18 protein-coding genes are annotated in these 13,911 nt (G+C 60.3%); 9 read left to right on the top strand and 9 right to left on the bottom strand.

Annotated elements, in window-relative coordinates; genetic code table 11:
- Positions 1–7: 7 nt before the first annotated feature.
- The 3 genes from ACR0NB_RS15295 to ACR0NB_RS15285 form a co-directional block, all read right to left on the bottom strand.
- Positions 8–1,303: a flagellar hook protein FlgE gene (locus tag ACR0NB_RS15295; RefSeq protein ID WP_480776123.1), complete on the bottom strand. Its 1,296-nt coding sequence runs from the start codon at positions 1,301–1,303 to the stop codon at positions 8–10.
- A 97-nt stretch (positions 1,304–1,400) separates the two neighbouring features.
- Positions 1,401–2,240, bottom strand: a complete 840-nt coding sequence (locus ACR0NB_RS15290) for an OmpA/MotB family protein (RefSeq protein WP_480776122.1) — start codon at positions 2,238–2,240, stop codon at positions 1,401–1,403.
- A gap of 93 nt (positions 2,241–2,333) precedes the next feature.
- Entirely contained in the window at positions 2,334–3,671 is a 1,338-nt protein-coding gene (locus tag ACR0NB_RS15285; RefSeq protein ID WP_480776121.1) for a FliI/YscN family ATPase, read from the bottom strand.
- 87 nt (positions 3,672–3,758) lie between these two features.
- Between ACR0NB_RS15285 and ACR0NB_RS15280 the strand changes: the two genes are divergently transcribed.
- From ACR0NB_RS15280 to ACR0NB_RS15240, 9 genes are read left to right on the top strand one after another with little or no spacing between them, the layout of a single operon-like run.
- A complete protein-coding gene (locus ACR0NB_RS15280) occupies positions 3,759–4,148 on the top strand; it encodes a FlgB family protein (protein ID WP_480776168.1) in 390 nt (129 codons plus the stop codon).
- Positions 4,149–4,158: 10 nt separating this feature from the next.
- Complete coding sequence (gene flgC / locus ACR0NB_RS15275) at positions 4,159–4,545, top strand: flagellar basal body rod protein FlgC (RefSeq protein ID WP_480776120.1); 387 nt, start codon at positions 4,159–4,161, stop codon at positions 4,543–4,545.
- Positions 4,546–4,557: 12 nt separating this feature from the next.
- Positions 4,558–4,848 (top strand): flagellar hook-basal body complex protein FliE, encoded by a 291-nt coding sequence (gene fliE / locus ACR0NB_RS15270; protein WP_170461184.1) that lies wholly within the window; start codon positions 4,558–4,560, stop codon positions 4,846–4,848.
- A 3-nt stretch (positions 4,849–4,851) separates the two neighbouring features.
- Positions 4,852–5,124: a flagellar biosynthetic protein FliQ gene (locus ACR0NB_RS15265; RefSeq protein WP_093963653.1), complete on the top strand. Its 273-nt coding sequence runs from the start codon at positions 4,852–4,854 to the stop codon at positions 5,122–5,124.
- Positions 5,124–5,834, top strand: a complete 711-nt coding sequence (locus ACR0NB_RS15260) for a flagellar hook-basal body complex protein (RefSeq protein ID WP_170342461.1) — start codon at positions 5,124–5,126, stop codon at positions 5,832–5,834. The genes ACR0NB_RS15265 and ACR0NB_RS15260 overlap by 1 nt, the downstream gene beginning before the upstream one ends.
- A 24-nt stretch (positions 5,835–5,858) precedes the next feature.
- Positions 5,859–6,644 carry a flagellar basal-body rod protein FlgG gene (flgG, locus tag ACR0NB_RS15255; protein ID WP_170343153.1) on the top strand — a complete coding sequence of 262 codons (786 nt, stop codon included), beginning with the start codon at positions 5,859–5,861 and terminating at the stop codon, positions 6,642–6,644.
- Entirely contained in the window at positions 6,644–7,060 is a 417-nt protein-coding gene (flgA, locus tag ACR0NB_RS15250) for a flagellar basal body P-ring formation chaperone FlgA (protein WP_480776119.1), read from the top strand. The genes flgG and flgA overlap by 1 nt, the downstream gene beginning before the upstream one ends.
- Before the next feature lie 2 nt (positions 7,061–7,062).
- A complete protein-coding gene (gene flgH, locus ACR0NB_RS15245; protein WP_480776118.1) occupies positions 7,063–7,791 on the top strand; it encodes a flagellar basal body L-ring protein FlgH in 729 nt (242 codons plus the stop codon).
- 9 nt (positions 7,792–7,800) lie between these two features.
- Positions 7,801–8,316: a flagellar basal body-associated FliL family protein gene (locus tag ACR0NB_RS15240; protein ID WP_480776117.1), complete on the top strand. Its 516-nt coding sequence runs from the start codon at positions 7,801–7,803 to the stop codon at positions 8,314–8,316.
- 28 nt (positions 8,317–8,344) lie between these two features.
- Here the strand turns inward: ACR0NB_RS15240 and ACR0NB_RS15235 are convergent, their stop codons facing one another.
- From ACR0NB_RS15235 to ACR0NB_RS15210, 6 genes are all read right to left on the bottom strand, one after another.
- On the bottom strand, positions 8,345–8,731 hold the full coding sequence (locus ACR0NB_RS15235) for a hypothetical protein (protein WP_480776116.1): 387 nt from the start codon (positions 8,729–8,731) through the stop codon (positions 8,345–8,347).
- Positions 8,728–9,816: a flagellar type III secretion system protein FlhB gene (flhB, locus tag ACR0NB_RS15230; protein WP_480776115.1), complete on the bottom strand. Its 1,089-nt coding sequence runs from the start codon at positions 9,814–9,816 to the stop codon at positions 8,728–8,730. Before flhB ends, ACR0NB_RS15235 begins: the two co-directional genes overlap by 4 nt.
- Positions 9,813–10,586, bottom strand: a complete 774-nt coding sequence (locus ACR0NB_RS15225; RefSeq protein WP_480776114.1) for a flagellar biosynthetic protein FliR — start codon at positions 10,584–10,586, stop codon at positions 9,813–9,815. The genes flhB and ACR0NB_RS15225 overlap by 4 nt, the downstream gene beginning before the upstream one ends.
- The gene (gene flhA / locus ACR0NB_RS15220; RefSeq protein WP_480776167.1) at positions 10,583–12,610 is read right to left on the bottom strand and encodes a flagellar biosynthesis protein FlhA; all 2,028 of its coding nucleotides are present in this window, start codon (positions 12,608–12,610) and stop codon (positions 10,583–10,585) included. The genes ACR0NB_RS15225 and flhA overlap by 4 nt, the downstream gene beginning before the upstream one ends.
- A 63-nt stretch (positions 12,611–12,673) precedes the next feature.
- Positions 12,674–13,378 (bottom strand): transglycosylase SLT domain-containing protein, encoded by a 705-nt coding sequence (locus ACR0NB_RS15215; RefSeq protein WP_480776113.1) that lies wholly within the window; start codon positions 13,376–13,378, stop codon positions 12,674–12,676.
- 72 nt (positions 13,379–13,450) lie between these two features.
- Positions 13,451–13,879 carry an Lrp/AsnC family transcriptional regulator gene (locus ACR0NB_RS15210; protein ID WP_093963783.1) on the bottom strand — a complete coding sequence of 143 codons (429 nt, stop codon included), beginning with the start codon at positions 13,877–13,879 and terminating at the stop codon, positions 13,451–13,453.
- Positions 13,880–13,911 lie beyond the last annotated feature (32 nt).

Raw genomic sequence — 13,911 nt, 5'->3', positions numbered from 1 at the left:
GTTCAGATCAGCGCTTGATGTTGGTTGTTTCCTGCAACATCTCGTCGACTGTCTGGATCACCTTTGCGCTTGACGAATAGGCGCGCTGGGTTTGGATCATCGACGTCAGTTCAGTCGCAACGTCGGTCGTCGATTCTTCGCGCGCGAAGGAAATCAATTCGCCCGTCGGACCTTCGCCGGCATCCCACAGGAAATAAGTTCCACTGTCGCGTGACGGGGCATATGTCTGGCTGTCGAGTGCGGTCAGCCCATTCGGGTTGGAGACGTCCGCAAGAGGTATCTGGTACATCCGGCGGGTGACACCCGTGTCGTACAGAGCGTAGACGTATCCATTTTCATCGACCTGAACGCTGGACATGGTTCCGACTGCGGATCCGTCCCGGGTGATCGATACCGGCGCAAACGTGTCGGACAGTTGAGTGATTCCATCGCTGTCACCGATCAGACCGATATTGACCTCCATCGGGCCGCCGGCGACGTTGACGACAAAGCTGCCGGTGGTCGGATCATAGGTGCCACCGGACACGGTGGTCACACTGGCAAGGGTGCCGCCTGCTGTTCTCCTGTCCGTAAATGTCAGCGTGTATTCTCCGATCACGGCACCGCCCGAAGCGGAATCGCGCAAGATCATCGTCCATTCGTTGCTGGACCCGGCGGCCGGCACCGTCGGGACAAGCTCGATATCGACATTCTCGTGTTTGCCCAAATTGTCGAAATATTCGACGGACAAGGGCTGCGTGTCACCAGGTGCGCCGGCATCGGTGGCCGTGGCGGGCAGGTTCATGCGCAGGTTCATTGCGGTGGTCGGCGAGCCGGACAGTTGATTGACGCTGAGTTGAACCGGCTGCAACGCTGCGGGTGTGTCGCGCGAAACGTTGGGAATGGACCCATCGGCGTTGGCGGGCCAGCCCAGCAGCACAAGTCCGGACTCGGTAACCAGATACCCTTCCGCATTGGTTCGGAAGGATCCGGTGGTGGTCAGAAGCATTTCGTTTGAATCTGTTCCGATCTGGGAACTTGGGCGAACCGGCAGCATGCCCCGGCCGCGCACGGCCAGGTCGGTTGAGTTGTTGGTGGTAACCAGCGAGCCGCGCTGATCGATCAGACGCTGGCTGGTGGTCCGGACGCCGCCCGCCGAATAGCTTCCGCCCTGGCCTGACGTCACCATCGAATGAAAATCCGTCTCAACCCGCTTGTAACCGTAGGTCGAAGAGTTGGCGATATTGTCCGATATGGTCGCCAACCTGTTCGCGTTGGCCTTCAAGCTGGCCACACCGGCATTCAGCGAAGAGGAAATTGTCATCGGCACGCCCTTCTGTTGCGTCAATCGTTCTCGCAACAGCTAACGCGCTGGGCCTTAACAGCGCGCTAACAAGTAAAATGCCAGATATCCTCCGATCTCAGGGATTGCGCAGAAACACGATCTCGACCCGGTTGTTGCGGGCCGCCATAGGGTTTTCCACCGCCAGCTTGCGATCTGCATGACCCGTGACCCGTTCAAGCCGTTTGGCGCCGACCCCCTTGTCCTGAAGCATCTGACGTACCACCTGCGCGCGCGAAGTCGACAGATCCCAAGACGGATTTCGGGCCAGAACCACCGGAGAGGAATGAACGTGACCCTCGACCGAGATGGAATTCGTCACCATGTCCGATGAACGTGCAACCAGCAGCACCAGTGCACGCATCATCTGGGTCGGAGAATCGGAACCTCTCTCGAACAGCGGCTGATCTTCGGTATCGAACAGCTCAACGATCAGACCCTCGTCCGTCACCCGAGTGACAATATGCTTCAAGGCCTTTTTGGACACCATGCTTTCGCCGGAGCGCCCCAGCAGTCGCGCCTCGAGAGACGAGAAGTCTTCGAACGCGCCGCGCCCACCGCCATCGGCATCCACACCGGTCGATCCCCGTGCGCGTTTGGACTCGGTCGGGTTCTTGTTCGTCGCTCCCGAGCCGTCCATCACCATGGTATTCTCCGAGAACATGTTGTCGCCCCCAAAGGCCCCGTCGCCCCCGCCGGAAACGGGATTGATCGGAATTGTCGGAGAGAAGTAGTCCGCCAAACCCTTGCGTTGCTTTTCGGTCGTTGCGTTCAGCAGCCACATCAACATGAAGAACGCCATCATGGCCGTCACAAAGTCCGCGTACGCGACCTTCCAGGCGCCGCCGTGATGACCATCGCCACCCGAAACGCGCTTCTTCTTGATGATGATCGGCGCCGCATTTGATTGCGCACCCATCTAAACCACCCTTTTTCACCCGCTTATTGGATTAACAGCGCGGGGATTAAGGGCGGCTTAATATCTAAAACTGTTCAGAGCTTTGCCGACCCCTCATTGGACCATTCCGGCGCTGGCCCGGCGCAGGATGACCGAAAGGCGGTTGAAACTGTTCTGGATTCCGTCCGGATCGAGTTTGCCGAAAAAGCCGTCAAGCTCGTCATGGATGCGAACCGCCTGATCAAGGAGCGGGTCCGTGCCCGGCGTGTACAGACCCGCCTTGATCATCACTTCGGACTGCTCATAGCTTCCGACCAACCGGCGGGCTTCGGCGATCAGCTTGTTTTCCTCGGGTGTTGCCGCGGCCGGTAACGAGCGCGAGACCGACCGGCTGAGCGCGATGGCTGGAAAGCGCCCTCGCTCGGCGATCTCGCGACTTAGCACGATATGCCCGTCAAGAACGCCGCGCAGGATGTCGGCCACCGGTTCATCCATGTCCGAACCTGCGACCAGAACACTGAACACGGCGGTGATGTCGCCCTGGTCGGCGGTTCCCGGACCGGCGCGTTCACAAAGGCCGGCGATCATCGGTGTGACCGAAGGCGGAAACCCCCGCAGGGACGGGGCCTCACCCATGGCGACGGCGATCTCGCGATGCGCCTCTGCGAACCGGGTGACCGAGTCGCAGAGGAACAGAACGCTCAGACCCTGATCCCGCAAAAACTCGGCCGCTGTCATCGCAGACCAGGCGCAGCGCCGGCGAGCCAGAGCTGATTGGTCGGACGTGGCCGCAACCACGATCGAGCGCCTCAGACCTTCGGCGCCCAACGCGGTCTCGACGAATTCATTCACCTCGCGCCCGCGTTCGCCCACCAGCGCGACGACCACGGCATCAGCTTGCATGGATCTGGCCAGCGTTGCCAGCAAACTTGATTTTCCCACACCCGACCCCGCAAAAAGGCCGACACGCTGCCCCTGGACGATCGGAAGCAGGGTGTTCAAAATTGCCAACCCGGTGGGCATACGGTCTCCCAGCGGTTTGCGGTCGACGGCCCGGGGGGGCGCGGACATCACGTTGCGGGCCTGCGTCCCGGGCAGAAGCGGTTTCCCGTCCAGTGGTTTGCCAAACGGATCGACCACGCGACCAAGCCAATGCAAACCGGGTGCAAAAACCGGAGTCGGCTCAAGATAGACCCGGTCTCCCAGGCGCACGCCGTCAGGGGCTGCGCCGGGCAGCATGTGAACAGTTCCGGCCTCGACCTGCAGCACTTCGCCAGCCAACGGGTGGTCGTCGCGTCGCTGCAAAACCAGATGGTCGCCGATGCGCGCGTGTTCCGCCAGCCCTTCGACCTCGATCACCCCACCGGAAACACCCGCGACCAGACCCATGTGCCGCACCGGAGAAAGTCGATCGAACTGGTACTTCAGAATCGAGGGATCGAGGTCGGACATGGCGTCGGCTCCAATTGGTTTCTGAAAACGGTTTCTAAAGGAATCGGGGTTAAGCCTTGATTGAAATTGATCGAGGGAGAAGCCCCGATGTTCTCGGACCTGAACGTCTTTAAAGTTGCGTACGCCCTGGCAACCCATGCCGGACAACGGCAGGCCGTCATCTCGCGCAACATGGCCAATGCGGATACGCCCGGCTACCGGGCTCGCGATATTGAGCCTTTCGCGGAAGCCTTTGAAAAATCCAGTGCCACCAGCGCAATGAGCGCGACCCGCGAAGGTCATCTGAACGGTGTCGGGCCGGGCGGCATGACTTGGGCCGAACATATGCGCGGCGGCGCCGTCGATCCCAATGGCAATGGTGTTTCGCTTGAAGAAGAAATGCTGAATGCGGTCGAGGTCAAGCGACAGCATGACCGCGCGCTGGCCATCTACAAATCCTCGATCGGGATCCTGCGCACCGGTCTGGGCAAGGTGTGAGGAGGCCGTCATGAGCGATTTCTCCAAATCCCTGGCCGTCACCGCCAGCGCGCTGCGGGCGGAAGCCGCGCGCCTGCGCCATGTTTCGGAAAACATCTCGAACGCGGATACTCCGGGTTACCGCCGCAAATCGGTTCCTTTCGAGACGGTGCAAAAAGACGGCACTGAATTGGTTCAGGCCGGTCGGGTCAATCTGGACCGGCGGGCGTTGCCCCGGATCTATGACCCCAGTCACCCGATGGCGGATGCCAGCGGGTATTACGCAGGGTCCAATGTCGATCTGATGGTCGAGATCGCCGACGCGCGTGAAGCGCAACGCAGTTACGAAGCAAACCTCAAACTGTTCGACCAGACCCGACAAATGTCGGCCAGCCTCATGGAATTGTTGAGAAAATAAGGGAAAGCCAGAATGGATATCCGATCGATCACCGCGGCTCAGAGCTATGCGCATGCCCGCCCGGCCACCCAACCGGATCCGGGAACAAGTGACGCGGCACAAGGGCTGCGCACAACCTTTCAGGACTTTGCGGCAACCCTGAAACACAGCGAAGAGGTCGCCAATGCCGCCATGATTGGGCAGGCCGACCCACATGCCCTCGTGCAGGCACTGGCCCAGACCGAACTTGCGGTCGAAACAGCGGTTGTCGTGCGCAACAAGGTCGTTGAGGCCTACCAGGAAATTCTGCGGATGCCGGTCTGAACGATGCTCAGCGAAGGTCTGTTCTATGACGTCGTGCGTCAGGCCCTGTGGATTGCCGTGATCACGTCAGTTCCGATTCTGACGGTTGCGCTGGTCACGGGTTTGGCCGTGGGCCTGTTCCAGGCCTTGACGTCCATTCAGGAGATGACCCTGACCTTCGTTCCCAAGTTGGTGGCCATCGTCATCGTGTTCTGGGTCTCGATGGGGTTCATGACGCAGACGCTGGTCACATTCTTCACCTCGACACTGGTTCCGCTGATTGCAGGAGGCCGCTGATGGATACAGCCTACGTCACCTTGTCCCGTCAAACCGGGCTGATGAACGAAATGCGTCTGGTCGCGAACAATATCGCCAATGCGCACACGACGGGTTACCGCCAGCAGGGTTTGGTGTTTTCCGAGTTTGTGCGGGACCTTCCCGGCAGCCCCTCTCTGTCCATGAGCCGTGCTCAGGCACGCAACACGTCTTTTACGCAAGGCGTGCTGACGGAAACCGGTGGGCAATTCGATTTTGCAATCGAAGGCAGTGGATTTTTCTTGGTTGAAACTCCGTCCGGCAACCGTCTGACCCGGGCGGGCAGCTTTTCACCGGACGCCAATGGCGATCTGGTTACGATGGATGGGCACCGCGTACTGGACAGCAACGGGGCCCCAGTCTTCATTCCACCGGACGCAGCAACCATTGATGTGGGCGGCGACGGGACGCTCAGCGTGAATGGGCAGGTTTTGGGGCAGATCGGGGTGATTCAGCCCGCGGAAGGCACCGAGTTGGTGCGGGAAGGCAGTACCCTGTTCAAACCGGAAGGCGAGGTCGAGCCGGTCGAGCAGCCGGTGGTTCTCAACCGGTTTCTGGAGGGTTCGAACGTCAATGCCATCGGCCAAGTGGCCCGGCTCATCGAAATCCAGCGTGCCTACGAGCTGGGTCAGAGTTTTCTGGACGCCGAAGATGAAAGGGTCCGCGGCGCCTTGAAGACCTTGATGCGCTGATCTGAAACTGCAGGAGAAACCGAAATGCGAGCCCTGAAAATTGCCGCGACCGGAATGGCGGCACAACAAATGCGGGTCGAGACGATCTCGAACAACCTGGCGAACATGTCGACCACGGGCTACAACGCCCGGCGAGCTGAATTTGCGGATCTTCACTATCAGCAGATGGCTCGCGCCGGCACGGTGAACGCCGCGGACGGGACTGTCCTGCCGACGGGAATACAGCTTGGTCTGGGTGTTCGCCCCGCGGCCGTGACCGTCGAGTTGGCCCAAGGCGCGTTGTCCGCGACGGGCAGTGACCTGGACATCGCGATCGAAGGGCGCGGATATCTCGAGGTGGTTCTGCCAAACGGCCAGTCGGCCTATACCCGTGACGGCAGTCTGAAGCGATCGGCCGAAGGCCTCATCGTCACGTCGGACGGGTTTGCGGTCGCCCCCGAAATAACCATCCCGGACGACGCGCGGTCGATTTCCATCAACGCGTCCGGCGAGGTCTACGCCTATTTTGACGACACCGCGGAAGGGCAACTGCTGGGGGAATTCACGCTGGCCAGCTTTTCCAATGCCAAGGGCCTCGAGGCCATCGGCAGCAACCTGTTCAAGGAAACCGAGGCTTCGGGCGCTCCGATCGTGGGCACCCCAGGCGAGGACGGGCTCGGAATGCTGCGTCAAGGCTATTTGGAAGACAGCTCGGTTGATGCGGTACGTGAGGTGACCGATCTGATCGAGGCGCAGCGCGGCTATGAAATGAATGCCAAGGTGATTTCGGCCGTCGACCAGATGATGGGCGCGACGACACAGGTGCGCTGATGCGGGTCGTGGGCTTCATATCCCTGTGGCTTCTTCCGGTTGCCGCCTTTGCTGACATAGTTGTGCCAACCAGAACGATCCGGGCCAAGGAGATCATTGGATCCGCTGATCTTCAGTTGAAATCCGGTGAGGCACCCGGCGCGGTAAATGATCCTGCAGACCTGATCGGGCAGGAAGCCAAGACCGCTCTGTATCCCGGTCGGCCAATTCTGATGGCAAGTGTCGGCCCTCCCGCCCTGGTCGATCGGAACGATCTGGTGACGCTTGTCTTCGTGAAAGGCGGACTGTCCATCGCGGTCGAAGGGCGCGCGCTGGGCCGCGGAGCCGCCGGTGATCGCATCCGAGTCATGAACCTGTCGTCACGAACGACGGTAACCGGAAAAATCCGTCCCGACGGCCAAATCGAGGTATTTTGATCATGAAGCTGTCCAGATCCCTGTTGCTGGCCATCCTGTCCCTTTCCGCCTGCGGGCGTTTGGACCATCTGGGCAAACCGCCCAGCCTGTCGCCAACTACGGAAACTCCGGAACACGTGGCGATGTTGTGGCCGGGTTTGCCGTTGCACACTCAATCCCAGCGCGCCCTGGACCGCGCGTCTCTGTGGAGTGGGGGTCAGCAGTCTCTGTTGGGCGATCAGCGCGCCATCAAGAAGGGCGATATTCTGACTGTCGTGATCGAGCTGGATGAAAAGGCCGAAATCTCGAACGATACAAACCGATCGCGCGGCAGCTCGGAAGATCTCAAGGTTCCCGGCCTCTTGGGATTGCCCCAGCGTGCAGCGAAACACCTGCCCGATGGCGCGTCACTGGACGAGGCGGTTTCGATCGATTCCGCGTCGGTCAGCAAGGGCAAAGGGTCTGTGAAACGCAAGGAAAAGCTGACACTGCGCGTCGCCGCAACGGTGATCGATGTCCTGCCGAACGGCGTCCTGTCGATTTCCGGAACACAGGAACTGAGGGTGAATTTCGAACTTCGCGAGCTGCTGGTGTCTGGTTATGTGCGTCCGCAGGACATCTCGCGCCAGAACGAGATTACCTATGACAAGATCGCGTCTGCACGGGTGTCTTATGGCGGCCGCGGCCAGATCACGGATGTTCAGCAGCCACGATACGGGCAACAGGTGCTGGACGCGCTGTTGCCGTTCTAAGGTGTTCAAATGATGAAGAAACTGCTCCCCGTTCTCTTTTTGATTGCAGGTCTCGGGGCCGGCGCTGCGGCTGGGCTATTTTTGACACCGGGACCAGCGGATACCGAAGCCGATGCCAAAGCACCGGAGCGCCACGCAGAGGAGACAACAGACAAGGAGAATAAAACCTCCGGCCAAAGTGAGACATCCGGCAAGGCTGGTCCCTATGAATATCTCAAGTTGACCAAACAGTTCGTCGTTCCGGTCGTCGAAGAAAGTGAAATCTCTGCTCTGGTGACCATGTCGCTGAGCCTGGAGACCCGGCCGGGCATCTCGGAGGAGTTCTACGAAATCGAACCGAAACTGCGGGACGGGTTTCTTCAAGTGCTGTTTGATCACGCGAATATTGGTGGGTTCGACGGCGAATTCACGCAATCGGACAATCTTGAGGTGCTGCGAAAGTCCCTGTTGGAGGTTGCCCGAAAGGACCTTGGCGGTGACGTGTCCCGTGTTTTGATCATGAGCGTGAGCCGCCAGGACACCTGACGCCAAAGGTCGGGCTTCAGCTTTCGGTTCACTGGTTCATCAGTTTCCTGGCGCGTGCAGTGCGCAGCGCGGTTTCTTGATCGCGCTGCAACGTCTCAACCGCCTGCTTGCGGCCGAATGCTTGGCGAAGGTCCTCCATCATTGCCAGTTTCCGGGATCTGACGCGCGCCAATTTAGTGTTTAGGTCACGCCGGGTTCTGGACTCCCACCCGTGCCACAAGACGTCCGCGCCAGCGATCTGGTACCCAGGGGTTTGCGCGGCGTCCGACACCGTTTGGGCGACCTGCGCGTTTAGCGCGCTGATCTGTGCCTGAATGCGGCTTTCGGCATCAAGTATCGGTTTCAGTTTCTGAAACTCTCTTTCGAATGAAGCCGCCGTGACCGCCGCTAGATCCCTTAGCTTCGTGCGTGTCATCCGACCGTTCCCTTCGCGCGTTTTCGCATGGCTTCGGCAAATCGGATGGCCGCAGCGACAGGGCGATACAGGTCTTCCGTTATCTCCTTTCCGATCTCGACGGTCGCATGCAGGGCCCGCGCCGTCGGCGGATCCGAATGAATCGGAACTCCTGACTCCATTGCCGTTCGGCGGATTGTCGCGGCAACTTCGTCAACGCCCTTTGCGACGCAGACGGGTGCGGTTCCATGGGCGCGGGTCCATTTCAATGCCACCGCAAAATGGGTGGGGTTGACGATGACCACGTCGGCCTTTGGAACCTCGGCCATCATCTGGTTGGTCGCAATCTCTTGCGCGCGCTGGCGTCTCTGCTGTTTGACATGCGGATCGCCTTCCGAGTCCTTCGTCTCGTCCTGCAGTTCTTTGCGCGACATTCGATTTTTGCGCATGTGCTCGGAATACTGCCACAGGTAGTCGATGACCCCGATGGTCAGCGTGACGGCGACGACGATGAACAGGAATCGAAACAGAAGGTTCATCATCAGCGGGATGGAGGCTCGTGCGGGGCTGGCTGCGGCCGTCAGGATGTCCGCCAGGTTGGATTTCAAAAACACGGCAAGGCATATGCTGTAGATCACCAGCTTGATGAAGCTTTTGAGGAATTCAAAAAGTCCGGCACGACCGAACTTGTTCTTGGCATTGGATGGGATTGAAATGCGGGATATCTTCGGCGTCAGTTTGCTTGGGGCAAACACCAGGGCGCGCTGTGCCAAGAGGTTCAACAACACAAACGCCGCTGGAACCGCCAACAGAATACCCGCGGAAACGGCAACCTTTTCTATCAGCCCGCCGACCGGTGCAGCCGCGCTGCCAGACGTCAACAACCGTGACAGTTCCGGGGCCCGATCAATCAGAACCGTCAGGGATGATCCCAAGTGTTCGGTCGGAAACTGCCCGACCGCCAAAAGAGCGATTGTCAGGCCGGAATAGGCGGCAACGGCGGACAGGTCATTTGACTTGACGACCTCACCCTTTTCCCGAGCCTTCTGCAGTTTCTGTGGTGTCGCCTCGAAGGACTTGTCAGTGTCGTCGTCCGTGCTGCTCATTCCGGTGCTCCGATCGGATCAAGCAAGTACTGGAACAGGACGTCAGACCAGACCGCAAGGATGATCGGCGCTCCAGCGAACAGAAGGAACAATCCGGCAAAGGTGATTGCCGGCGCGCCCACAAAAGCGACCATCAGTTGAGGCATGGCCCGGTTGATGACACCCAGGGCCAGGTTGTAGATCAATGATGCAATGACAAACGGCATGGCCAGTCCAAAGGCCAATGCTAAGCTGCGCGATACCTGCGACACCCCCCAACGTGACAGATCGGTCGCTGTTGGGGCTGCACCCACCGGGAATAGTGAATAGCTGTCGATCAGGAATTGGGCCGCCCGGATGTGAACGCCCATCAGTGTGGCAAGGGCCAACCCGGACAGGGTCAAAAAATGTCCCATCGCCGGGGCCGGATCGGCAGCCGCGCTACCCAGGATCTGCGATAACGACGTGGCTTGCGCGGCCATCGACCCGGCGGTTTGAAGGGCGAGTACCAGTAGCCGAAGTCCGATCCCCAGGGTCAGGCCGATCAGGATTTCGGTCAGTATCAATTGAACCAGCGGCATCAGGCCACTGTCGGGGTCGGCAATGGAAACCGACGGCGCGACGACCAGCGTGAACGCCATTGCGACCCCCAGCTTTACGCGGGTTGGAATGCTGTGCTCCCCGAAGGCTGGCAGCAGGGAAACCACCGCTGAAACCCTGAGAAAAACCGCAAACGAGGACCACAGGACGCCCCCCAGCTGAGCCAGCAAGTCCGGCGGCAGCCCAATCACGCCGGCACCGTTCCGACCAGAGCCGGCCGCGCTTCGAGCCCAATTTCCTCGAACGACAGGACTGGATTCGAGATTCCCCGCGCGTGCATGATGGTACGCAGCAACCTGCGCCGCCGCGTCGAGGTTACCAACGCCGGGAACACACCCTGATCCGCGCTGCGTGTTATCGTCGTGACGACACCATCGGCCAGTTTGTTGAACAGATTGGGGGGAAGCGCCACATCCAATCCAGCATTCGGAGCGTCGATCTGGTAGGTGGAGAACGTCTCCTCCCATTCCGGCGCCAACTGGATCAGGGGAATCGAGCCGTCGCCGCGCTTCAAGTCCGCCACCAGCTGGAAGCCCAGTCGCTGGCGCACGATTTCGCAGATCGCCTCAGGCTGCGTCGTGGTCATCCGCGCTTCGGCCACGCTTTCCAGGATCAGCGCCATGTTGCGGATCGAAACCCGTTCTTCGAGCAGCAGACGCAAGACCGCGTGCAAGGTGTCGATCGGAACCTTGTCGGGAATCAGCTCATCCAGCAGCTTTCGGTTTGCCTCGGCCCGGACCGGATCGCTGAGGCGGGTCATCTCGGACAGGAGCCGACGCAGGGATTTCAAGGTGAGCAGGCGCGGGAAGTTCTGCTTGATGATTTCCAGCAGATGGGTGGCCAGAATCTCGGGCGGGGTTACGATGGTTGCGCCGCTCAGCGCGGCGGCCTCTTGATCCTTGGGCAAGATCCATCGGGCGGGCGCGCCGTAGACGGGTTCGGTGACGTCATTGCCTTCCGGCAACAGATCCAGCCCGTCCTGCACCAGCGCCAGGATCAGGTCGGGGTGAAGCACTCCCCGGGCCTGTTCGACGCCCTGAACACGAATGACGTAAGTGCCCGTCGGCAAGTCGGCCCGGTCGGTCAGTCGGATCTCTGGCAGGATCAATCCAAAGCTCGACGCGACGTAGGTCCGCATGTTGGCGATCCGAGCGTCCAATCCGGTGCCGGGGTTCAACACCATGCTGACCAGATCCGGGGCAAATTCGAGGTGAACGTCGTCGAGGTCCAGGACGTCTCCGATGCCTTGTGAAGCCTTGGGCTCGGCGTCCGAAGCCGGCATCTGCGCCGACTCTGTGGCAGCCGATTGTTTTTTGTGAACAACAAAGGCCGCATAGCCCAGGATCACGCCGCCGAGAATGAACGGCGGAAAAGGCAACCCGGGCACCAGCGCAAACAGCACCATCAGGATCGCAACGGTTGCCAGCGCAGCCGGATGACGCCCCAGTTGCGAGAACAAGGCGGTGTCGGTTGCACCCTGCGTGCCACCGCGGGCCAGCAACAGGGCGGATGCGATAGAGATGATGACAGCCGGTATCTGCGTGACCAACCCGTCACCAACGGTCAGGATCGCATAGGTTTCAAACGCCGAGGCGACCGGCATACTGTGCACGATCACCCCCATGATCAACCCCATCACCAGGTTGAGCAGGGTAATCAGCAGCCCGGCAATCGCGTCGCCCTTGACGAATTTGGATGCCCCGTCCAGCGACCCGAAAAAGGTGGTTTCTTGTTGCTCAAGCTCGCGCCGTTCCTTGGCTTGCTGATGATCGATGGCGCCGGCAGACATGTCGCTGTCGATGGCAAGCTGTTTGCCCGGCATACCGTCAAGGGCAAAGCGGGCCCCGACCTCGGCCATGCGCGCCGCACCTTTGGTAATCACCATGAAATTCACGATCAGCAGCACGCCGAACACCACGAGGCCCAGGAAGATGCTGCCGCTCATGACGAATTGGGCAAAGCCCTCGATGACGTCACCGGCGGCGTTGGGCCCGGTATGACCCTGCCCGATGATCAGCTTTGTCGACGACACGTTGAGCGACAGGCGCAGCATCAGCGAAGCCAGCAGGATCGTTGGAAAGGACGAGAAATCCAACGGTCGCTCGATGAACAGGGTCAGGGTGAAAATCAGGATGGCTAGCGCGAACGAGGCCGCAAGGCCAATGTCCAGCACCCAGGATGGCATTGGCAGGATCATCATGACGATCACCGTCATCAAGGCCAACGCCAGTAGAACGGTGGGTGAAAACAGGGATCGGGCGTCAAGCTTTGGCACGCGTCACTCCTGATCGAACGCGATGAACGCAGCAGCAGCGGCGGAGGAGGGAACCAATGAGCCCAAGCGGCCCGTCCCGGTTCGGCCACGACCGGGCGGGATCAAAGGCGCGGCCGCCCAGGAAAAAGGATCGCGGCCCGGGGGTCCCGGTTGCGCCAGCCGCACGCCGTCGAGATTGGCGAGGATGGTTTCAAACCGGTCCGTATAAGCCTGTGCGAGGTCCGGCGTGCGCGAGTGATAGGCACCAACCGCATGCCCCCACGAACCATGTTCGGCATGGAGCGTCTTCAGGAACTGCGCGGCGTAGGCTGCGTTCTGATCCGGATCAAACATAGCGTCTATGGACCGGAAAGCTTTGCCATGCCAGCGGTAGTTGATCTGGAAGCAGCCTACATCAAAACTGCGCGCACCCGCTTTGAACACGTCGAAGACAAAGGCCTTGGCCTCGGTCTCGGTGGCGAACCAGTACCCTTTGCCCTCGACATTGACGGTCCAGGGCCAGGGTGTCAGGCGGCCCTTCATCGTGCGCCCGGTCTCGGTTCGGGTAACGGCCAACAGGATATCCTGCGGCACACCTTCGGCTATTGCCGCCCGACGCGCGGCCCGGTCGCAGACGTCAATCGCGTGGCCATCCGACCATGCTAGGGCGGCAGGCGCGGCGGCGGTTAGCCAAACGGCGATCGAGGTGAAAAACTTGAGCTCTGGCATTCTGCCGGTCCGGGGATTCTTGTGTCCGGGCCAAGCTAGCCAGTTTTGGGTTTACAGAGGGTTATCGGGACCTCAGCCCCGATCGATGCGGCGGCCGAACACAACGCTGGTGTTGGTCCGCAGCACTCCCGGGATCGCCGCTAGCTCATCAACCAGAATGTCCAGATCCTCGATCCGCGGCGCTTCGGCGGACAGCAACAGATCGAATTCTCCATTGATCGACAGGCACAGCTTGACCTCTGGATAGGCTTCCAGCCGCTTGATAATGCGGGCGGTTTCTTTCTGCTGTACCTCCAGCAGGACAACGACCTGGACCTTGGGCGTGTCCTCGGCCTGGCGCAGGATCACCGAATATCCGGCGATCACACCGTTTCTCTCCATCCGGCTGATACGTTCATGCACCGTAGTCCGGGCCACCCCGAGCGTTGCCGCGATATGGGTGGTCGAGGCGCGCGCGTTGTGTTGCAGCGCGGCAATGATGCGGCGATCAAGCTGGTCCATCGATGCTCCGTGTTCCGAAGGGATGGTTCGGG

It is taken from the genome of Ruegeria sp. CG3 (genome assembly GCF_056537205.1).
The sequence above is the reverse complement of the archived record's forward strand: the minus strand, read 5'-3'. Positions and strand labels throughout refer to the sequence as shown.